At 68.8% G+C, this 19,608-nt stretch carries 19 protein-coding genes; 12 read left to right on the top strand and 7 right to left on the bottom strand.

Features of this window, described 5'->3' with window-relative positions:
• Window positions 1–517: 517 nt before the first annotated feature.
• Entirely contained in the window at window positions 518–979 is a 462-nt protein-coding gene (locus ACFXIV_RS24880; RefSeq protein ID WP_379400241.1) for a M15 family metallopeptidase, read from the bottom strand.
• A 125-nt stretch (window positions 980–1,104) separates the two neighbouring features.
• Window positions 1,105–2,781 carry a fumarate hydratase gene (locus ACFXIV_RS24875; RefSeq protein WP_379400165.1) on the bottom strand — a complete coding sequence of 559 codons (1,677 nt, stop codon included), beginning with the start codon at window positions 2,779–2,781 and terminating at the stop codon, window positions 1,105–1,107.
• A 280-nt stretch (window positions 2,782–3,061) separates the two neighbouring features.
• Here ACFXIV_RS24875 and ACFXIV_RS24870 point away from each other — a divergent pair, with 280 nt between their 5' ends.
• From ACFXIV_RS24870 to ACFXIV_RS24840, 7 genes are all read left to right on the top strand, one after another.
• On the top strand, window positions 3,062–3,568 hold the full coding sequence (locus ACFXIV_RS24870) for a MarR family winged helix-turn-helix transcriptional regulator (protein ID WP_379400166.1): 507 nt from the start codon (window positions 3,062–3,064) through the stop codon (window positions 3,566–3,568).
• A 166-nt stretch (window positions 3,569–3,734) separates the two neighbouring features.
• On the top strand, window positions 3,735–4,628 hold the full coding sequence (locus ACFXIV_RS24865) for an STAS domain-containing protein (RefSeq protein WP_354832015.1): 894 nt from the start codon (window positions 3,735–3,737) through the stop codon (window positions 4,626–4,628).
• Window positions 4,629–4,642: 14 nt separating this feature from the next.
• On the top strand, window positions 4,643–5,032 hold the full coding sequence (locus ACFXIV_RS24860; RefSeq protein WP_379400167.1) for an STAS domain-containing protein: 390 nt from the start codon (window positions 4,643–4,645) through the stop codon (window positions 5,030–5,032).
• The gene (locus ACFXIV_RS24855) at window positions 5,022–5,435 is read left to right on the top strand and encodes an ATP-binding protein (protein WP_354833098.1); all 414 of its coding nucleotides are present in this window, start codon (window positions 5,022–5,024) and stop codon (window positions 5,433–5,435) included. The genes ACFXIV_RS24860 and ACFXIV_RS24855 overlap by 11 nt, the downstream gene beginning before the upstream one ends.
• Window positions 5,428–6,081 carry a SpoIIE family protein phosphatase gene (locus ACFXIV_RS24850; RefSeq protein WP_354832009.1) on the top strand — a complete coding sequence of 218 codons (654 nt, stop codon included), beginning with the start codon at window positions 5,428–5,430 and terminating at the stop codon, window positions 6,079–6,081. Before ACFXIV_RS24855 ends, ACFXIV_RS24850 begins: the two co-directional genes overlap by 8 nt.
• A gap of 87 nt (window positions 6,082–6,168) precedes the next feature.
• Complete coding sequence (locus ACFXIV_RS24845) at window positions 6,169–8,472, top strand: SpoIIE family protein phosphatase (RefSeq protein WP_379400168.1); 2,304 nt, start codon at window positions 6,169–6,171, stop codon at window positions 8,470–8,472.
• Between the two features lie 197 nt (window positions 8,473–8,669).
• Entirely contained in the window at window positions 8,670–8,999 is a 330-nt protein-coding gene (locus ACFXIV_RS24840) for an STAS domain-containing protein (RefSeq protein WP_379400242.1), read from the top strand.
• Window positions 9,000–9,092: 93 nt separating this feature from the next.
• Here the strand turns inward: ACFXIV_RS24840 and ACFXIV_RS24835 are convergent, their stop codons facing one another.
• The gene (locus ACFXIV_RS24835; protein WP_354832004.1) at window positions 9,093–10,130 is read right to left on the bottom strand and encodes an LLM class F420-dependent oxidoreductase; all 1,038 of its coding nucleotides are present in this window, start codon (window positions 10,128–10,130) and stop codon (window positions 9,093–9,095) included.
• Between the two features lie 126 nt (window positions 10,131–10,256).
• On the opposite strand from ACFXIV_RS24835, the gene ACFXIV_RS24830 reads away from it, so the two are divergent.
• Together ACFXIV_RS24830 and ACFXIV_RS24825 are read left to right on the top strand one after the other, a co-directional pair.
• Entirely contained in the window at window positions 10,257–10,895 is a 639-nt protein-coding gene (locus ACFXIV_RS24830; protein ID WP_379400169.1) for a cyclodeaminase/cyclohydrolase family protein, read from the top strand.
• A 203-nt stretch (window positions 10,896–11,098) separates the two neighbouring features.
• Window positions 11,099–11,845: a L,D-transpeptidase family protein gene (locus ACFXIV_RS24825; RefSeq protein ID WP_379400170.1), complete on the top strand. Its 747-nt coding sequence runs from the start codon at window positions 11,099–11,101 to the stop codon at window positions 11,843–11,845.
• Between the two features lie 87 nt (window positions 11,846–11,932).
• Here ACFXIV_RS24825 and ACFXIV_RS24820 read toward each other — a convergent pair whose 3' ends face one another.
• A complete protein-coding gene (locus tag ACFXIV_RS24820; protein WP_379400171.1) occupies window positions 11,933–12,781 on the bottom strand; it encodes a bifunctional 5,10-methylenetetrahydrofolate dehydrogenase/5,10-methenyltetrahydrofolate cyclohydrolase in 849 nt (282 codons plus the stop codon).
• Window positions 12,782–13,055: 274 nt separating this feature from the next.
• Here ACFXIV_RS24820 and ACFXIV_RS24815 point away from each other — a divergent pair, with 274 nt between their 5' ends.
• From ACFXIV_RS24815 to ACFXIV_RS24805, 3 genes are read left to right on the top strand one after another with little or no spacing between them, the layout of a single operon-like run.
• The gene (locus tag ACFXIV_RS24815; RefSeq protein WP_379421333.1) at window positions 13,056–13,916 is read left to right on the top strand and encodes a YdcF family protein; all 861 of its coding nucleotides are present in this window, start codon (window positions 13,056–13,058) and stop codon (window positions 13,914–13,916) included.
• 43 nt (window positions 13,917–13,959) lie between these two features.
• A complete protein-coding gene (locus ACFXIV_RS24810; RefSeq protein WP_379421332.1) occupies window positions 13,960–14,928 on the top strand; it encodes a methyltransferase in 969 nt (322 codons plus the stop codon).
• Window positions 14,925–15,620: an HAD family hydrolase gene (locus ACFXIV_RS24805; protein ID WP_379400174.1), complete on the top strand. Its 696-nt coding sequence runs from the start codon at window positions 14,925–14,927 to the stop codon at window positions 15,618–15,620. The genes ACFXIV_RS24810 and ACFXIV_RS24805 overlap by 4 nt, the downstream gene beginning before the upstream one ends.
• Window positions 15,621–15,625: 5 nt before the next feature.
• On the opposite strand, the gene ACFXIV_RS24800 is transcribed toward ACFXIV_RS24805, so the two are convergent.
• The 3 genes from ACFXIV_RS24800 to ACFXIV_RS24790 all read right to left on the bottom strand — a co-directional run bounded on the left by ACFXIV_RS24800 (window position 15,626) and on the right by ACFXIV_RS24790 (window position 19,398).
• On the bottom strand, window positions 15,626–16,126 hold the full coding sequence (locus tag ACFXIV_RS24800; RefSeq protein WP_379400175.1) for a hypothetical protein: 501 nt from the start codon (window positions 16,124–16,126) through the stop codon (window positions 15,626–15,628).
• Window positions 16,127–16,150: 24 nt separating this feature from the next.
• Window positions 16,151–17,176, bottom strand: a complete 1,026-nt coding sequence (locus ACFXIV_RS24795) for a hypothetical protein (protein ID WP_379400176.1) — start codon at window positions 17,174–17,176, stop codon at window positions 16,151–16,153.
• A 1,025-nt stretch (window positions 17,177–18,201) separates the two neighbouring features.
• Window positions 18,202–19,398, bottom strand: a complete 1,197-nt coding sequence (locus ACFXIV_RS24790) for an SPFH domain-containing protein (protein WP_379386054.1) — start codon at window positions 19,396–19,398, stop codon at window positions 18,202–18,204.
• Window positions 19,399–19,608: the final 210 nt, after the last annotated feature.

Below are 19,608 nucleotides of genomic sequence, written 5' to 3'. Positions count from 1 at the left end.
TCGCTGCCGTCCCCGCGAATTCCGGAGCGGACACCCGAGCCCAACCCTGAGCAGCCGATTCGCCTGCGACCCCATGGTCTGGGCCGCCGGGACGGGCCGATGGTGTCAGCAGCCTTTCACGGGTCCCTACCCATCCTCGGCCGATCGCCAGGGGAGCCGCCATGAATTCGCCGCCGCATGCGTCCCTCCTCGACCTGCCCTCCGGCCCAGGAACGGGACCGGCACAGGGCCCGCCTTCACCCGGCGGGCCACCCTCACGCTGCACGGAGTGCTGTCAGGTGGCGCATGGACGATGCTCTGCCCGCTGTCCCGCACCCGAGGCGGCCCGGGGCATCAGGGCGCCAGCACGACAGCATGGCACTCACCCACTTGATCGCCGATCATTAGCGCGTGTCGGGATCGTGCGCAATGATTCACCGGCACAACGCAATTGGTTGTCGCACAGTCGAAAACTGGTGGGAGGGCATCGGCCCCACCCCTCGGTGCCGACGCGCCTATGCCCCGTCGGACGAGGGGGTCAGCGGTCGCTGGCGTCGGGGAGGCGGGCCGGGCAGGGGCCGTCGGGGGTGGTGACGAGTTCGAAGTGCCACCATTCGTTGTCGTACATGCGGCACAGGCCCCAGCGGTTGCCGTTCACCTCCAGCCAGGCCGCGCCCTCACGCGGCCCGACGTCGATGGCATGGCCTGTGACATGGGTGGATTCGCTGGGCGGCAGCACCCAGCGGCGCGCGGCGTCGGGGCTGCCGTAGGTGCGAATTCCGTCCTCCCACAGGGCTTCCTGCTCGGCGGGGGTGCGGTAGCCGGAGACGATCCACAGCGGTACGCCCTGACCCTGCGCTTCGGCGAGCGCGAATTTGTAGGCCAGCGCCAGCCACGGGTCCAGGCCATCGGTTTCGCTCGCGACCGGGGTGGCGATCGGACCGCCGCGCACGGCGGGCGCCGGTGCGGCGTGCGCGAGAGGCAGTGCGCCGCAGAGCATTCCGGCCCCGGCGGCCAGCGCGAGGACCGCGTAGCGGCCGCCGCGACGCCGGGCGGAAGGCACCGGATCGGGGTGGTGCCGAGTTTCGATCCGGTGGGCCCTCCGCATTCGCATGCCTCCTCGCGTCAGACGCGTTCCTTGGACCGCTCGCGCACACGCAGGGCGATCGGCTTCGAGGTCTCGGCGAAGAAGTCGTTGCCCTTGTCGTCGACGACGATGAAGGCGGGGAAGTCCTCGACCTCGATCTTCCACACGGCTTCCATGCCGAGCTCAGGGTATTCGAGGACCTCCACGGACTTGATGCAGTCCAGCGCGAGTCGCGCGGCGGGACCGCCGATCGACCCGAGGTAGAAGCCGCCGTGCTCCTTGCACGCCTTGGTGACCTGCGCGGAGCGGTTGCCCTTGGCCAGCATGACGTGCGAGCCGCCCGCCGCCTGGAACTGGTCGACGTAGGAGTCCATGCGACCGGCGGTGGTGGGTCCGAAGGAACCCGAGGCGTAGCCGTCGGGCGTCTTGGCGGGACCGGCGTAGTAGACGGCCATGTCGCGCATGTACTGCGGCATCGGCTCGCCCGCGTCGAGGCGCTCCTTGATCTTGGCGTGCGCGATGTCGCGCGCCACCACCAGCGGGCCGGTCAGCGAGAGCCGGGTCTTCACCGGGTACTTCGACAGCTCGTTACGGATCTCCGACATCGGCCGGTTCAGGTCGATCTCGACGACGTCGCCGCCGAGGATGGCGTCGGTCTGCTCCGGAAGGTACTGCGCCGGTTCACGTTCGAGCTGCTCGAGGAACACGCCCTCGGGGGTGATCTTGGCCAGCGCCTGGCGGTCGGCCGAGCAGGACACCGCGATGGCGACCGGGCAGGAGGCGCCGTGGCGCGGCAGGCGGATGACGCGCACGTCGTGGCAGAAGTACTTGCCGCCGAACTGCGCACCGATTCCGAAGGACTGGGTCAGCTTGAAGACCTGCTCCTCCAGCTCGAGGTCGCGGAAGCCGTGCGCGGCCATCGAACCCTCGGTCGGCATGTTGTCCAGATAGTGCGCCGAGGCGTACTTGGCCGTCTTCAGGGCGAATTCGGCGGAGGTGCCGCCGATGACGACCGCCAGGTGGTACGGCGGGCAGGCCGCGGTGCCGAGCGAGCGGATCTTCTCGTCCAGGAACTCCAGCATGCGATCCGGGTTCAGGATCGCCTTGGTCTCCTGGTAGAGGAACGACTTGTTGGCCGAGCCACCGCCCTTGGCCATGTACAGGAACTTGTAGGACGGGTGCGCGGGATCGCCTGCGTTGGAGTACAACTCGACCTGCGCGGGCAGGTTGTTGCCGGTGTTCTTCTCGTCCCACATGGTGATCGGAGCGAGCTGCGAGTAGCGCAGGTTCAGCTTGGTGTACGCGTCGAACACACCGCGCGAAATCCATTCCGCGTCATCGGCTCCGGTGAGCACGCCCTCGGACTTCTTGCCCATCACGATGGCGGTGCCGGTGTCCTGGCACATGGGCAGGATGCCGCCCGCGGAGATATTGACGTTCTTGAGCAGATCCAGCGCCACGAACCGGTCGTTGCCGCTGGACTCCGGGTCGTCGATGATCTTGCGCAGCTGCGCCAGATGCGCCGGCCGCAGGTAGTGGCTGATGTCGTGCATCGCCTCCGCGGTGAGCATGCGCAGCACCTCGGGCTCCACCTGCAGGAAGGTCCGCCCACCCGCCTCGAACGTGCTCACGCCCTCGGTGGTGAGCAGCCGGTACGGCGTCTCGTCTTTACCGATGGGCAGCAGATCCGAGTACAGGAAATCAGGCGCGGTCACGAATCGGACTCCTCGAGCAGGGCTGGGGGCTGGTCAGCCGACGGTTCAAGCAGAGTGACTGTACCGACCCACGCGTACCCGCCGATGACCAGGCCCGGCCATGTTCGCTCGTTTGCAAGTGCGTTCGATGCTGTGCACGACGCGCCGACGGGCACCATGGGTCGTGGTCGAGGACACCGCAATCCGCGACAGGATGCCGCGAACAGGTACATGTTGCACCTTCAACCGGGCAGGTGTTACCTGTGCATGATGCGCTTGTCGGCGGCGGGGAGGATTTAGCATGACAACGGAACCCGGGAGTGGAACTGTGACCGAACCCCGCTGGCTCGATGATGTCGAGATGCGCGCCTGGCTGGGATTCGTGTTCACCCGCGACCTCATCGCCGCCGCGGTCGGGCGGGACTCCCTGCGCGAATCCAATCTGACCTACGTGGAATACACCGTGCTGGCCCGGCTCGCCGACGCCCCGGACCATCGGCGCAGTTTCGCCGAACTCGCGGCCGTGCTGGAGTGGTCGCAGAGTCGGCTCTCGCATCAGATCACCCGGATGGAGAAGCGCGGCCTGGTCGCCCGCGAATCCATTCCCGACGACGCCCGCCGCACCGCCGCGGTCCTCACCGAAAAAGGCGCGCAGGTGCTCGATTCCGCCGCACCGTCGCATGTCGAGAGTGTGCGACGTCACATGGTGGATGTGCTCGATCGTGGCCAGCTCACGGCGCTGGCAGATATCTACGACACACTGCTGGCCCATCACCGCAGACCGGAAACCCGCGACGAGCACACCTGACCCCGATTTCCCAGCCCACCAGCGTTTGGTTTGGCACCCATCGGGTACTGGGTAAGACTAGGCTCGGCACCGGCTTCCGACGGCGGTCGGCACCGAGCACACGGCCGGTTATCGGTCGTAGAAGTGAGCACCCGACCTGGCCTTAGCGAAAGGGGCAGGAGTTTTCATGTCCGACGTGTCCATCGGTCTCTCGGCGGATTCGCTGCCCGCGGGTTCCGTCGACAACCTGCTTCCGCAGCTCGTCGAGCACCTGCGGCAGAACCGCACCGAACTGCGCGAGGAGTGGGCCCGTCGCATCACCGATGCCCAGCTGCTCACCGCCATGACGCCCGAGGAAATCTTCTCCGAGGCCACCTCCGTCTACGACAACTACGTCGAGGTGCTCGAGACCGGTAGCGTCGAGGCGCTGCAGGCCTACGCGCGCGACCTGTCCGAACGCATCATCCCCAGAGGAGTCGAGACCGACGAGGTCGTCGGCATCGTGCTCCTGCTGCGAGACGTGCTGGCGCGCAGTCTCTTCGAGAAGTACCAGTCCGACTTCGAGCTGCTGAAGCTGGTGCTCGACGCCTACGAACCGGCCGCCAACCGCATCGCCAACACCGTGGCCGTGTCCTTCGTGCAGGAGCGCGAGCGCGTCATCCGCCAGCAGCAGGAGGCGATTCGCGAGCTGTCCACGCCCGTTCTCCAGGTGCGTGAGCAGCTGCTGATCCTCCCCATCATCGGTGTGCTGGACTCGCAGCGTGCGCGTCAGCTCACCGAGCAGCTGCTGCGCGCCATTCGCGCCAACCGCGCCAAGGTCGTCGTCATCGATATCACCGGTGTGCCCGCGATCGACTCCACGGTCGCCAACCACCTGGTGCAGACCGTCGACGCGTCGGGCCTCATGGGCGCCAATGTCATCATTACCGGCCTGTCCTCGGAGATCGCGCTTACCCTGGTGACCATCGGCCTGGATCTGTCGAAGATGAATGCCGTCGGTGACCTCCAGGGTGGCATCGAGGAGGCAGAGCGGTTGCTCGGCTACGAGGTGTCGCGCGTCACCGATCGCGACGGACGGTAGTCAGGGCGGGTCAGATGCCGGTACCCATTCTGAAGCAAGGCACCTATCTCATTGCGTCGGTGCAGTCAGCGCTCACCGACGCGGATACCGAACGCCTGCAAGACGATCTGATGACCTACGTCAGCAGATACCGAGCCCAGGGCATCATCGTCGATGTCACCGCAATCGACGTAATGGACTCCTTTGCCGCCAGATCGCTGCGTACCATCGCCCACATGACCAAGCTGCGGGGGGCGGAGACGGTCATCGTGGGCCTACAGCCCGAAGTCGCTTTCGCCATGGTGCAATTGGGGCTCACGTTCGAGGACATGCACACCGCGCTGGACCTCGAGGAGGGCCTGTCCTGGCTCAACAAGAAGATCAAGAGCCGAGGCCAACGAGACGGTCGTGATCGTGGCCGCTGACGACGTGGTGATCGCGGTGAACGTGTCGAACGACATCGTGACCGCTCGGCAAGCGGGGCTGGAGTTGGCTGCCAAACTCGGCTTCTCGCTCTCCGATCGCACCATGATCGCGACCGCCATTTCCGAAGTGGCGCGCAATATCACGAGCTACGCGGGCACCGGGGAGATCCGGCTGGCCGTGCAGGATCGGGACGGCCGGCGCTCGATGGTGGTGCAGGCCAAGGACAGTGGGCCCGGCATTCCCGACATTCCGCGCGCGATGGAGGACGGCTTCTCGACCGGACGCGGTCTGGGGCTGGGTCTTCCGGGCGCCAAGCGACTGATGGACGGCATGGTCATCAATTCCAGGCCGGGACACGGCACCCTCGTCGAAATGTGGAAGTGGGTGCCCACCGGTGCGTGAGGACGGTTTCATCGGCGCGGTCGAATGGGCCGTCGCCGGTCGCGCACTGCCCGGGCAACGGGTTTCGGGCGACCGATCGGTCGTGCTCGACGCGGGCGGGGGCTCGGTGCTCTTCGCCGTACTGGATGGTCTCGGCCACGGTGCGGCGGCGGCCGACGCGTCCGATCGGGCGGCGCAGGTGCTGGCCGAGAACCGCGCCGAGCCACTGGATGTGCTGTTGCTGCTGTGCCATCGCGCCATGTCCGACACCCGCGGCGCGGCGGTCTCGCTGGCGCTGTTCGACTCTCGCGACCGCGTGCACTGGCTGGGCGTCGGCAATGTCGAATCCCGCATCGTCGCAGCGGCTCCCGGCAAACCGGCCATCCGCGCCACGGCCCTGCTCTCGGGCGGCATCGTCGGCTACCTGCTGCCGCCGAACCTGCAGCCGCAGACCGTGGCCGTGCGCCCCGGCGACCTGCTGCTCATGTCCACCGACGGCATCACCAGCCACTTCTCCGACACCGTCGACCTGTCCAAGCCGACCGCGGAGATCACCGCCGAGATCCTGGCCCGCCACGCCAAGGACACCGACGACGCACTCGTGCTCGCGGCCCGCCATCGCGGGCAATCCCATCCCTCCCAACCCATTCCGAGTGTGAAGCCATGAGCGAGAGCCCGGCATGAGCGGTCGAGGCCCGGAGGCGGAAGCTTGCGTGACCACGCAGGGCCTGCGCTCATGTCCATGGAGCAGAGCGTGAGTACGGTACTGGCCGCGTTTCGCGAGGCGTACGCCGCCGCGCTCCGGCTGCACCTGCGCGCCCCCAATCAGAACACCCTGGCCGAGGGCTACGAGCTCGGGCGGCGGGCGCTGGTGGAGGGCGTGAGCATCCTCGACCTCACCGAGCACCACTTCCGGCTGCTCGAGCTCGAGGGCCTCGGGCCCACGCCCGACGGCACCGACCGCACCGAGGCGGCGCTGGAGTTCCTGCTGCAGACCATGGCGGCGCTGGACGTCGCCACCCGCGGCTTCCTGGACGGGACCAGGCGCTACGAGCAACAGCGTTCGCGCGCCGACGATCTCGCGGGCCGCGACGCCTTCCGCACGGCGCTGGTGGAGTCGCTGCAGGACGGGTTCTTCGTCGTCGACGCCCAGGGCACGCTGGTCGAGGTCAACTCGGCGTTCGGCGCGCTCACCGGCTATGGGCCCGACGGGATTCCGTATCCGCTCCCCCACCCCTGGACCGTGCCCGAGGCGCCGCGCTACCCGGATCTGGGCACCGACGCGGCCCGCTTCGTGATGCCCATCCGCCACCGCGACGGGCGGCAGCTGTGGCTCGCGGTATCGACGTCCTCGCTGGTGAAACCCGAGAACGGGGAACGGATCTTCGTCGGCACACTGCGCGACGTCACCGCCGAGCACGACGCCCAAGCCCGTGACCAGGCGGTCTCCCGGCTGGCCACGGCGGTCGGCGCGGCCACCAGCGTGGTCGAGGTGCTCACCGTCGGCCTGGAGGAACTGCGGCGCGCTATCGGCGCGGAGGCCGCGGTGGTCTCGGTCTGGCCCAACCATCACACCGGCCCGGAACTGTATGTCTCCGAGGACAATCCGTATACCGGCGCGGGCCTGGCCCCGCACGACACCCAGCCCATCCGCCGACGTGGGGAGGCCGAGCCGGCCGAGGGCGGCGAATCCCGGCGCGTCCTGGACGCCCGGGCCCGCGCGCTGCTCGACCGCGCCCGATTGCAGCCCGGCCGCACCATGTTCGCCATCCCCGAGGGGGCGGCGAGTTCGGAGGGCATCGTGGCGCCGCTGGGCGAGAGCGGCGACTCGGCGCTGTGGCTGCGCTTCGCCGCGCCGCGGGTGATCACACCCGGTGACTGGGCCCTGTTCTCGCTGCTGGTCGGACATCTGAGCCTGGCCGTGCAGCGGGCGCGCAACTTCGACCAGGCCCGTTCCACCTCGCTCACCCTGCAGCGCGCGATGCTCGGCCCGATCGAACTGCCGCCGCGCTTCTCGGTGCACTACGAGCCCGCCCTGCCCCCGCTGGAGATCGGCGGCGACTGGTACGACGTGGTGCGGCTCGAGGACGGCACCATCGGCGTCGTGGTCGGCGACTGCGTCGGCCGTGGTCTCTCGGCGGCGGTGGTGATGGGCCAATTGCGCACGGCCGCACGGGCTCTGCTGCTGCGCGGCGCGGGCCCGGCTCAGCTGCTGGCCGAACTGGACACGGTGGCCTCCCGCATTCCGGGGGCCATGTGCACCACCGTGTGCGCCGCCATCCTGGACCCGGTGCGCGGGCTGGTCCGCTACTCCAATGCCGGGCACATGCCCCCGGTGCTGGCCGAGCCCGCCAAGCGCGGCCGGCTGCTGGAGGGCGGTCGCGCAGTCCCGTTGGCCACCTTCGATATTCCGCGCCGCCCGGAGGCCACGACGGCCATGGCTCCGGGCTCCACCCTGGTCCTGTTCACCGACGGCCTGGTCGAGCAGCGCGGGGTCGACATCGATGACCGCTTCGTCGAACTCGCCGACGAATTGTCGGGCGTGGCCGGGCAATTGCCGCGCGAGGTGGCCGATTCGGTGCTGTCGCGGCTGCGGCCGGCCGCCGGCTACGACGACGATGTGGCCATGGTCGTCTACCGGCAGCCGCCCGGTCCGCTGCGCCTGGACGTGCCCGCCGAAGCCCGTGAGCTGTCCGGCATCCGGCGCGCGCTGCGTTCCTGGCTCACCGCCGCCGCGGTGCCGCACGACACGGCGGTCGATCTGGTCGCGGCCGCGAACGAGGCCTGCAGCAACAGCATCGAGCACGCGTACCTGGGCGGCGAGCCCGGCCGGGTGCGGCTCAGCGCGGACTGCGGCGTGGACACCCTCACCATCGAGGTGTCCGATACCGGTGTGTGGCGGCCGCTGCCCGCGGATCCCGGTCACCGGGGCCGCGGTATCGCCATGATGCGTGCGCTCACCGATGAACTCGACATCGACAATTCCGGTCCGGGCACCCGGGTGCGGATGTCGGTGCGACTAATGGCCGTTTCATTTTCGGCGGCCGGGCGCATGTGAATCTGGGCCCGCCGGCACGAATTCGGCGGGCGGTTTCGGAGAACTCCGAAAGAGTGCGGTAGCTGCGGTTTTCGCTATAACGCCCGCTACCGAACCAGTACCGATGTGGTAGACGATGCAGCACGAACGGACGGATCATGGCAGATTTAACAAACGTGACCAATACTTCCGGAGACGGCTATCCCTTCGCCGAAACGATGACCACCTCGGTCACCCCGCACGCTGAGGCCACCGTGCTCACCGTGACCGGCGAAGTCGATCTGGCGACCGCCCCCGCTCTCGAGAGCGCGATCGACGCGGCCCTCGCGGGCCGGCCCGCCGCACTGGTGATCGACCTGTCCGCGGTCGGCTTCCTGGCCTCCGCGGGCATGGCGGTGCTGGTGGGCGTCCACAAGCGCGCCGGGGGCACCCGCCTCGTGGTGGTGGCCGACGGGCCCGCCACCAGCCGCCAGTTGAAGATGACCAGCCTGGACCAGGTGTTCTCGCTGCATTCCACCCTGGACGAAGCGCTCAGCGCGCTGCACTGAGGGTGTTGCCCGCACACCGCCGCGGGCCGCCCGTGAACGACGAAGCCGAGTCCGGTTCATTCCGGACTCGGCTTCGCGGCGTTCACGGCTGGGTCAGAGGAGCTCGCGCAGCTGCTCGATCAGCTTCACGCGCTCGGCCGCGGTGCCGGCCATCGGGACCACGTTCAGCACGGTCACACCGGCCTCGCGGAAGGCCGCGATCCGCTCCTTCACGAATCCGGCCGAACCGATCAGGTTGATGTCGCGGACCAGATCGTCCGGAACCACCTTGGCGGCCTCTTCCTTGCGGCCCGCCAGGTACAGCTCCTGGATCCGGTCGGCCTCGGCGCCGTAGCCGTACTTGGTGGCCAGCGCGTGGTAGAAGTTCTTGCCCTTGGCGCCCATGCCGCCGATGTAGAGGGCCAGGTGCGGCTTGACCCCGTCGCGCCAGCTGTCGACATTGTCGCCGATGGCCAGCGCGGGGCCGGCGAACACCTCGAGGTCGCCCAGCGCCGGATCACGTTTGGCCAGACCGGCTTTCAGCGAGTCGCCCCACACCAGGTCGGCCTTCTCGGGCAGGAAGAAGATGGGCTGCCAGCCCTCGGCGATCTCGGCGGCCAGCTCCACGTTCTTCGGGCCCAGCGCGGCCAGCAGCACCGGAATGTTCTCGCGCACAGGGTGATTGATGAGCTTGAGCGGCTTGCCCAGGCCGGTGCCCTGCCCCTCGGGCAGCGGGATGTTGTAGTACTTGCCGCTGTGCTCGAGGCGTTCGCGCTTCCAGACCTTGCGGCAGATCTCGAGCACCTCGCGGGTGCGGCCGATCGGCGCGTCGTAGTTCACGCCGTGGAAGCCCTCGATGACCTGCGGGCCCGAGGCGCCCAGGCCCAGGATGAAGCGGCCGTCGGAGACGTAGTCCAGGCCCGCCGCGGTCATGGCGGTCAGCGTGGGCGTGCGGGTGTAGAGCTGCAGGATGCCCGAGGCCAGCTGCACCCGGTCGGTCTTCGCGGCCAGGTATCCGAGCGCGCTCACCGCGTCGAACGAATACGCCTCGGGCACGAACACGATGTCGAGGCCCGCCCGTTCGAGGTCGGCGACCTCTGCGGCGGTCTCCTTGAAGCCGTCGGTGTAATTGATCGACAGTCCGATACGCATGTCCGGGACCTTACTCACCGGTCGGCACACCGACAGCGGGCGGGTTGCCGCACACGGCCCCGCGACCGGTACGGTAGGCGGCGAAATCACCTGAATTCGCCGTACTGCCAAGGGAGGCCACCCCTCATGACTCAGGACACCACCACCTTCGGTGATTCGACACTGCGGGGGTACCTGGGTGAACTGGCCGCCAAGATGCCCGCCCCCGGCGGCGGCGCGGTCGCGGCGCTGCACGCGGCCCAGGGCGCGGCCCTGGTCGCCATGGTCGCGCGGTACACCACCCGGGCCAAGGATGCCGAGAATCGCCCGGTCATCGACCGCATCATCGCCGCCGCGGACGTGGCCCGCGAGCGCTCCCTGGCCCTGGCGGACGCCGACGCCGCCGCCTTCACCGCAGTCGGCGCCGCCTACAAGCTGCCCAAGGAGTCCGAGGCCGAGCAGGCCGCCCGCGGCGAGGCCATCACCGCCGCGCTGCTGCAGGCTGCCCGGGTGCCCGCCGCCGTGGTCGCCGAGGCCGACGAAATCGTCTCCCTGGCAACGGAACTGCTGCCCATCGGCAACCCCAACGTGGTGACCGACATCGGCGCGGCGGCCGACTGCGCCCGGTCCGCGGCGGCCAGCTCGCAGCTGAACATCGCCATCAATGTGACATCGCTGGACGGCACGGCCGCCGCCGAGTTCGCGCCGGTGCTGAAGCAAATCGAGGAGGTCATCGCCCGCGCCGATGCCCTGCACAACGATGTGGTCGCGGCCATCACCCGCTGACCGCGCAAATTAGCCTGCACTGTGCCCCGTTCCGTTATGGAACGGGGCACAGTCATTTTCCGACTCTCTACCTGGTGATACGAACTTCGCATAACCCCCACGCCGGGACAATGGTTACGAACCGGGTACATTTCCAGATGGGACTGATGACCAAGTCATAGTCTGAGAAACCCTGCCCCACACCCTCTCGAAGGGATGGAAGAATGCGGAAACCGATTCGCTCCCTGTTCGTCGCAAGCTTCGTCGCCGCGGCGGCCGCGTTCGGAACCGGAGCCGCGGGTGCGGCCCTCGAAACGCCCAATCTCCCAGCCGTCCAAGCCATTACGCCGGCCTCAGGTCAGGTGGTGGGCATCGCCGCCCCCGTGACCGTCCAGTTCGCCGACGCGGTCACCGATCGCGCCGCCGCCGAACGCTCCGTCGACGTCCGCGCGCAGGACTCCCTCGCCGGCCACTTCACCTGGATCGACGACCGGCAACTGATGTGGCAACCCGAGAACTTCCTGCCATCCCGCTCGCCGATCACGGTCCTCGCTGGACGCGAGCAGACCAAGTTCCAGACCAATGGCGGCACCACCGCCGATGCGGACATGTCGGCGCACACGTTCACGGTCTGGGTGGACGGCGTCGCCCACACCATGCCCGCGTCGATGGGTAAGCCGGGGCGCGAAACGCCGGTCGGAACCTTCCCGGTGCTGTCCCGTGAGCGCTCGGTCACCTTCGACTCCCGGACCATCGGCATCCCGCTCAACGATCCGGAGGGCTACCTGCTCACCGGCGAGTTCGCCGAGCGCCTGACCTGGGGTGGCGTCTACGTCCACTCCGCACCCTGGTCCGTGGATTCCCAGGGCAACTCGAACGTCAGCCACGGCTGCATCAACCTCGCCCCCGCCGACGCGGAGTGGTACTTCGACAACGTCTCCGTCGGCGACCCCGTCACCACGCACTGGTGACCGGTACCGGTCAGGACAAGATCAGGGAGCTCCCGGCACGGGGAATCGGACGATTCCCCACGCTGAGAGCTCCCTGATTCGCTGTTGTCAGCGACCGCTCTCGGCGGCCTGGACCACGTGGCGCATGAGGAGTGCGGTGGTGACGGGGCCGACGCCGCCGGGGACGGGGCTCAGGGCGGCGGCCTTGCCGGTGACCGAGGCGCCGTTCACGTCGCCGGTGATGTTGCCGTTCTCGTCCTCGTTCGTGCCGACATCGATGACGACCGCGCCCTCGCGAACGTGGTCGGCGGTGATGAGGCCCGCGCGGCCGACCGCGGCGACGACCACGTCGGCGGCCGAGGTCACCGCGGGCAGGTCGGTGGTGCGGGAGTGGGCGATGGTGACGGTCGCGTTCTCGGCGAGCAGCAGCTGAAGCAGGGGCTTGCCGACCACATTGGAGCGGCCGACGACCGCGACATGCCGACCGGCGAGCGGGATCTGGTGGAACTTGGCCAGTTCCACGACCGCCTCGGAGGTGGCGGGCGGGAAGCCGGGCAGACCCGCGGCGAGCAGGCCCAGTGAAAGCGGGCTGACGCCGTCCACATCCTTCTCGGAGGCGATGGCGGAGCTGACGTCGTCGAGACCGACACCCTTGGGCAGCGGGGTCTGCAGCATGATGGCGTCCACCGACGGGTCCTGCGACAGCTCGGTGAGCTTGGCGCGGATCTGCTCGGCGGTGGCGTCGACACCGAGATCGACGTTCTCGCAAGCGATTCCATTGCGCTCGGCGGCACGGTTGAGGGACTTCACGTACCAGGCGCTGGCCGGGTCGTCGTTCGGGATCACGAGGGCCAGGCGGGGGGCGGCGCCCTGCTCGGTGAGGGCGGCGGCGCGCTGCTTGGTGTCGGCGTTGATGGCGGCGGCGAGTTCCTTGCCGATGAGCGAAGTCGTATCCACGGGTGCACAGCTTATCCCGAGTCCCGGCCGCGCCCTCCCCGCGCACGCCGGTGGCCGGGCGTGCGACGCGTTCCGGGGACGACACGTGACGCGGCACGCTTCGCGCGCGTTCCCACTGTGGATTCCGGCAAAACGGCGAAATCAGTTCGGCAAATACCCGACAACCAGGGTGGACAGTCGTATCGTGTCTCCATTCGACAAGAGCCAATAGCCAGCTAATTCCATGGATAGCCAGCAAACAGCAATGCGTGACACCTCCGAAAGGTCGACAGCAGTGCAGATCGCCAGGCGTTTTCCCATCCTGCTCGCGGCGGCGGCCGCCGTCCTCACCATCCTCGGCAGCGGCGCCGCGCACGCGAACCCCGCAGCGCTGTACAACTCCGCGCAGGACAATTTCACCGCCGGCAATGAGGCGGCCGGGCTGGCCGACCTGCGCCAATTGCTCAGTGAATCACCCGATGACGCGGAGGCGCTGGCGCTGCAGGCGATCTGGTCGGACTACACCGGGGACATCATCACCCGCGAGGTGGCGCTGAACCGCCTCAACGGCATCGACGGACAGCTCGCGGACGGCACCCGGACGCTGTTCCGGGCCATCGGCGCCGCGGTGGGCACGCTGCCCAATCCGATTCCGGCGATCGCGGGACCGCAGACCGGCATCGCGGTGCTCGGCTACGGCCTGCTCCCCGACGGGTCCATGCGGCCCGAGCTGGTGAACCGGATGCAGGCGGCCTGGCTGCAGGCGATCGCCTCGCCCCTGTCGCCGATTCTGGTGACCGGCGGCAATCCGCAGAACGGGATCACCGAGGCGGCGGCCATGCAGGGCTGGCTGATCGGGCACGGCATTCCCGCCGGCCGCATCGTGGCCGACCACCGCGCCGGGTCGACCGTGCAGAATGCGCTGTTCGGCGCGCAGCTGCTGAGGGACGCGGGCGCGACCAGCGCCATTGTGGTGACCTCCCCCAACCACATTCGCCGCGCGGTGGCCGACTTCATCGTCGCCGGGATGCCGGTCATCGGCGCGACCACCTCCCTCGAGCAGCTCGTCTCGCAGCTGCCACCGCCCGCGCGCAGCAGCCAGCGCGGCATCTACCTCGACACCGCACGCACCTTGCGGCTCCCCGCCGAACGCTGATCCCCACGCCCGGACCCCGCTCGAACGGGGCGGCCGTCCGGGCGTGCACAATGACGTGGTGACTCCTTCCGCCACCGAAACGCTGGTCGCGCGGCTCCGCGCGGCCGGGTGCGTGTTCGCTGAGGACGAGGCCGCGCTGCTGCTCGATGCGGCCACCGACGCCGACCACCTGGAATCGCTTGTCACGCAGCGCATCGCCGGGTTCCCGCTGGAACATCTGCTGGGGTGGGCGGAGTTCCGCGGCCTCAGGGTTGCCGTCGGGCCGCGCGTTTTCGTCCCACGACAACGCACGAGCTTTCTGGTCGAACAGGCTATCGTCCTGGGCCGCAGCATGATCCGACTACCCGTGTGCGCTGGTATCGCACACGACAGCACGGCCACTGACGCTGCTGCCGGCACCACCATCACTGCTGCCCGAACCGCTGCCGGTGAGCATCAGCCCATCCGGCCACGAACCCTCATGGACCCGGCCGAGACCACCGTCGCTCACGCGGATTCGACACTGATCGCGCTCGATATGTGTTGCGGCTGCGGGGCTCTGGGATTGGCATTCGCGAAAGAAATGGCGGAGGAAGGTATTCGGGTCGAGCTGACTGCGGCCGACATCGAGCCTGCGGCGGTGGCTTGTGCGCGGGAGAATCTCGGCGTAGTGGGGGCGCGGGTCGTGGAGGGCGATCTGTTCGACGCTGTGCCCGATCTGCGCGGGCGCGTGCATATTCTGCTCGCGAATACGCCCTATGTGCCGTCGGAGGACATTGCGTGGATGCCGCCCGAGGCGCGCGATCACGAGCCTCGCCGTGCGCTCGACGGCGGCGCTGACGGGTTGGACGTGCTGCGGCGGATCGCCGCCGTGGCGGGCGAATGGCTCTGTGCCGGTGGGCATCTGCTCGTGGAGGAGAGCGAGGAGCAGGCTCCGGTCGCCGCCGGGATCATGCGGGAGTACGGGCTGTCGGCTCGGATCATTGAGTGTGAGGACATGGGGGCGACCGTGGTGATCGGTACGCGCGCATGAGTATTCGCGGTGTGCTGTTCGATGTCGATGACACACTCATCGACTATTCCGCGACGGTGCGGATCGGATTCCTGCGGCATCTCGCGGCGGAACAGCTCCTGGACCGCTTCGAGTCACCGGAGGCGGCGTTGGCGCTGTGGCGGGCGATCGAGGAGGAAGAGTATCTGCGGTTCCTGGCCGGTGAACACACCTTCAAGGGGCAGCAGCGGGTGCGGACCGAGCGATTTCTCGCGCACGTGGGTATGACGGCCGACGATCCGGTCGCATGGTTCGCCCGCTATGCGGTACACCGGGATTCCGCGTGGTCGGCGTTCCCGGATGCCGCGCCGGTACTGGAGCGGTTCGCCGGGCGGAGGGCGCTCGGCGTGGTGTCGAACGCCTCCCAGCCGTACCAGACCGGGAAGCTGCGCACGGTCGGGCTGCTGCACCACTTCGGGGACGCCATCCTGTGCTCGGACGAATTCGGCGCGGCCAAGCCCGATCCGGCGATCTTCCGCGCGGGATGCGAGATGCTCGGGCTGCCGCCGGACCAGGTGGCGTACGTCGGCGATAGGTACGACTGGGACGCACTGGGCGCCAGAAATGCCGGGCTGCGGGCCTATTGGCTGGTCCGCAGCGGGCCGGGGGTCGCCCCGGACGACGGGATCACGGTCATTCGCTCACTGGCGGAACTGGATTCGCCGACCGGGTGAATCTCTCAGCCCGCCTCGAGCGATTTCCGGATCTCGGCCTGGATCTCGAGCTGCGCCCGGGCCGCGGTCAGGCCCGCGTTCACGTCGGCGGCGGTGCGCTGGGTGGCGGCCGAAACATACTGTGCCACCGCCGCCTCGATGGATTCCACCGCCGTGGTCGCGGTCGCCAGCTGTTCGCCGCGGGTGGCGGCGGGCAGGGCGGCCATGGCGACCAGGCGGTCGTCCCAGGCCAGGGCGGCCTGCTCGAGTTCGGCGCGCAGCACGATGGTGGTGGCGTCGTCGAGGGCATCGGCGGTGTGCAGGGCCGTCATGGCGTCGCGCAGGCGGCGGTGCAGGCGCGGCTCCGGGTCGTGCGAGCCCGCCCAGGAGGCGGGGGCGCGGGTGGGGGCGCCGGGGACGACCTGGTTGGCGGCCGCGATCGCGGTCTTCTGGCGGGAGGACACCAGCATCACGCCACCCACGGCGGCCCCGATCGCAATCAGCACGATCAGCACGACAATCAACATGGTCGGCTCACTTTCGTCGGTCGGTCAGCGATGAGTGGTGGGGTGCGGTGGCGCGATGGTCGAGTGGCTCGGTCCGGTCGGATGCGCCGGGGTGTGATGGCCGTGCACCTTGCTGTACACCAGGATCACCGTGAGGATGATCGCGAGCACCGCCAGAATCGCGGCGATGATCTTCACCTTGCTCCACGGGCGGTCGCCGGACACCTGGCCGGTGAGGCCGTTGATGTACACCTGGTAGGTCTTGTCCATGTAGACGACCGTCAGCAGCCAGATCGGCAGCAGCAGATGCTTGTACGCCAGCCAGTTCCAGTTCGTGTTGAGCTGGTGGATGCGCTGATGGTCACCGCCGATATCGCCACGCACGGTGGATTCGATCGCCGACTCCATCCGCTGCTGCGCTTCCGGGAACGACTGCTCCGCATCATTGTCGTAGGTGCGGCACAGGTGCCCGGCCACGAATTCCGGTGAATAGGCGCGCGCCTGCTCCACCGGCCACGGTTCCAGCGCCCGAATCCGGTTGCGGTTCATATTGTCATTGGCCAGCACCGGCAGATCCGCGAATTCATTGGCGACCTCACCGGCCACCGGATACCACCGGGTCCGGGTCTCGTAGATCGGATCCCCGTCCGAATCCGTCCCGACCCGCACCTGATAGTCGTCGCCGCGCTCGCCCTGATACCAGCTCTGGGTATCGGCGTCGTAGGTGAAATACGCGGTATACAGGCTGGAGAACGCCCCGATCCGCCGATATTTCCGGAAGTTCGACGGCGCGAACCACCGCCCCGACACCCACTTCTCGACCAGCTCCCGAGCCTGCTTCTCCCCCACCAGGAACGGCACCACACCATCCACCGGCAGCCGGGCCGGCGCATTGTGCACATCGTCGCGCTGAATGGGCGTCGCGCAGTACGGGCACCGAGTAGCGGTGAGACTCCCATTGAACCCGGTTGTCCCACCACAGTTCTGGCACTTCACCTCCCACTCCCCCGTCACCTGCGGCCCCGCCGCATGCGCCTGCAATTCCCGCAACGCCGCGATCGCAGGCCCCAACTCCCGAGCCTGAACCGCCACATCCGGCGCCGTCACCGGAGACCGATTCCCGCAACTGGGACACAGCAGATCCTGCCCCACCGGATCGAACACCAACTGGGCCCCACACGAAGAACACGGATACGTCCGAGTCAACTCCGTCTGATGCAACATCGCCCGATCCGGCACCCCCGCCTGCGGCTGCGCTACAGGACTTTCCGCCCCGACCGCCCTGCCGTCCCCGACCCCCGGAACAATCACCGGCGCCACGATCACAGGCTGCGGCATCGCACCCATCGGCGCCTGCCCGGGATTCCCCCGTCCGAACCCACCCGGCAACGGCGGCGGCCCCGCCGTCACCCCGGCACCCGGAAGCGGCGGCGGCGCAACGGTTCCCGGCCCGGCAGCAGCGACCGGCGGCGGGCCGAAGTTCTGCGGCGGGGAGGCCTGCGGCATGGGCGGGACTCCGCCGGGCCCACCTGGAGCGGCCGGCGTCCCCCATTGTTGCTGTCCGGCTCCGGCACCTGGCAACGGAGGCGGGACCGCCCCGCGTTGCGGTATGGGCGGGACACCGCGTTCACCGGGCCCGGAGGTCGGCAGCGGAGGCGGACCGGCCGGAGCCTGCCCGAAATTCTGCGGCGGCACAGGCGATCCCGCGCCGGGTGCGAACTGCGGCGCACCACCGGGAGCATTCGGCCCTGGTGGGGGCGGCGTCATCCCGTGCACCGGCGGGAGACCACTCTGGCTCGAATCATGACCCGGGAGCGGGGGCGTCCAGGGTTGAGGGTCGGCCGTGTGCGGGGTGGCCGGGTCGCTGCCCGGGAGCGGCGGCGGGCCGGAAGGGTGCGGGGGCTGGTTGTCGTTCATCTGGGCTCACTCGGTGCGGCGGACTCGAGGGTCGCGCATTGCGGTGGAAGGGCTTTCGGGACGCACCGAATTGTCGGGCGTTGGTTCCGACGGCGCGGGTACGGCGGCGGACCCGTCGGCGGTCCAAGGTGCCGACGGGTGCGGCCGGGCCGGGTCGGCCGGGCTGGGCGGGGAGGCTGCTACTGCGGGGGCAGGGGCGGCGGGGTGCCCGGGAGCGGGGGCGGGGTGGCGAAGAGGGGCTGGAGGGCGGGGACGGAACTGGCGGGTTGCCAGCCGGGCATGCCCTCGGTCCAGACGTTGGTGTCGCGGGTCAGCTGGCCGGACGAGACGTACTGGCGTAGTTGGTCGATGGGGAAGGGGCCCGCGGCCTGGCCGGCGTTGTCGAAGTGGAACTGCTGCTGGCCGGGGAGCGGCGGCGGGGCCGCCTGCTGGGGCGCGGCGGGCTGCGCGTAGCCGCCCTGCTGGGGCTGGGCGTAACCGGGTTGCTGGGGCTGGGCGATGCTGCCCTGCATGGCGCCGGCCATCTGGCCGCCGAGGACCACGCCCATACCGGCCTGCATGGCGGCTCCCATTCCGCCGCCGGGGTTCTGGGCGGCGGCGAGCATGGCGTCGGCGGCCTGCATCTGCTGGTAGCGGTTGAGGTCGACATTGTTCATGAAGCCGCCGGCTTCGACGCCGCGCGCCACACCGCGGGTCATGGCCTGCTGGATCTCCTCCGGCAGGGAGATGGTCATGGTGACGCCCTCGACCCCGATACCGAAGCCGGACAGGCGCTGACCGACGAATTCGCGCAGCTTGTCGGACAATTCGACCTGGCGGCCCTGCAGATCGATCGCGCCCAGGCCGCTGGCCAGCACCATGTCGGAGAAGGCCAGGGCGACATTGGCCCGCAGCTGCTCGCTGAGCACGTCGGCGTCCACCTCGGCATTGGTGCCGATCATCTGGCGCAGGAACACCTCGATATCGGTGACGCGCACGTTCGCGGTGCCGTTGGCGCGGATCTGCACCATGCGGAAGTCGGGGTCGCGCACGGTGACCGGTTGCGGTGTGCCCCAGCGCATATCGGTGACGGCGCGGGTGTTCACGTAGTACACCTCGGACCGGAACGGCGAGTTGAAGCCGTGCCGCCAGGCCTGCAGGGTGGACATGATCGGCATGTTCTCGGTGGTCAGCTGGTAGTGGCCGGGACCGAACTTGTCGGCCAGCTGCCCGCGGTAGACGAAGACCGCCTGCTGCCCCTCCCGGACGATCAGCTCCGCGCCGTTCTTGATCTCGTTCTCGTAGCGGGGAAACCGCCACGCCAGCGTGGTGCGAGTGTCATCCAACCATTCGATGACGTCGACGAATTCGCCGCGGATCATGTCGAACAGGCCCATTGAGTTCTCTTTCCTCCCTCGGGCGCTGCGCCCGACCCCGGCCGAGTATGGCACAGGGTCGCCGGCGCGCGCGGTCACCGTCGTGTGGCTATCGAGCCAACCACAGGCAGTGTTAATCATTCATGAACGACCATCGCCCGCGCGAGCTTTCCCGCGCGGGCCATATCAATCCGCTACCAAATCTCTGTCGCGCCCAGAGCTCATCGTCGC

Origin of the sequence: Nocardia sp. NPDC059236 (assembly GCF_042754085.1) — a bacterium.
GTDB lineage: Bacteria > Actinomycetota > Actinomycetes > Mycobacteriales > Mycobacteriaceae > Nocardia.
This window is presented reverse-complemented; position numbering and strand designations above follow the sequence as displayed.

Bases quoted from the DNA above. Each gene is read 5' to 3' on its own strand.
- ACFXIV_RS24880 (WP_379400241.1), bottom strand. From the start codon at position 979: ATGCTCTGCGGCGCACTGCCTCTCGCGCACGCCGCACCGGCGCCCGCC.
- ACFXIV_RS24870 (WP_379400166.1), top strand. From the start codon at position 3,062: ATGACAACGGAACCCGGGAGTGGAACTGTGACCGAACCCCGCTGGCTC.
- ACFXIV_RS24865 (WP_354832015.1), top strand. From the start codon at position 3,735: ATGTCCGACGTGTCCATCGGTCTCTCGGCGGATTCGCTGCCCGCGGGT.
- ACFXIV_RS24860 (WP_379400167.1), top strand. From the start codon at position 4,643: ATGCCGGTACCCATTCTGAAGCAAGGCACCTATCTCATTGCGTCGGTG.
- ACFXIV_RS24840 (WP_379400242.1), top strand. From the start codon at position 8,670: ATGACCACCTCGGTCACCCCGCACGCTGAGGCCACCGTGCTCACCGTG.
- ACFXIV_RS24835 (WP_354832004.1), bottom strand. From the start codon at position 10,130: ATGCGTATCGGACTGTCGATCAATTACACCGACGGCTTCAAGGAGACC.
- ACFXIV_RS24830 (WP_379400169.1), top strand. From the start codon at position 10,257: ATGACTCAGGACACCACCACCTTCGGTGATTCGACACTGCGGGGGTAC.
- ACFXIV_RS24825 (WP_379400170.1), top strand. From the start codon at position 11,099: ATGCGGAAACCGATTCGCTCCCTGTTCGTCGCAAGCTTCGTCGCCGCG.
- ACFXIV_RS24805 (WP_379400174.1), top strand. From the start codon at position 14,925: ATGAGTATTCGCGGTGTGCTGTTCGATGTCGATGACACACTCATCGAC.
- ACFXIV_RS24800 (WP_379400175.1), bottom strand. From the start codon at position 16,126: ATGTTGATTGTCGTGCTGATCGTGCTGATTGCGATCGGGGCCGCCGTG.
- ACFXIV_RS24790 (WP_379386054.1), bottom strand. From the start codon at position 19,398: ATGGGCCTGTTCGACATGATCCGCGGCGAATTCGTCGACGTCATCGAA.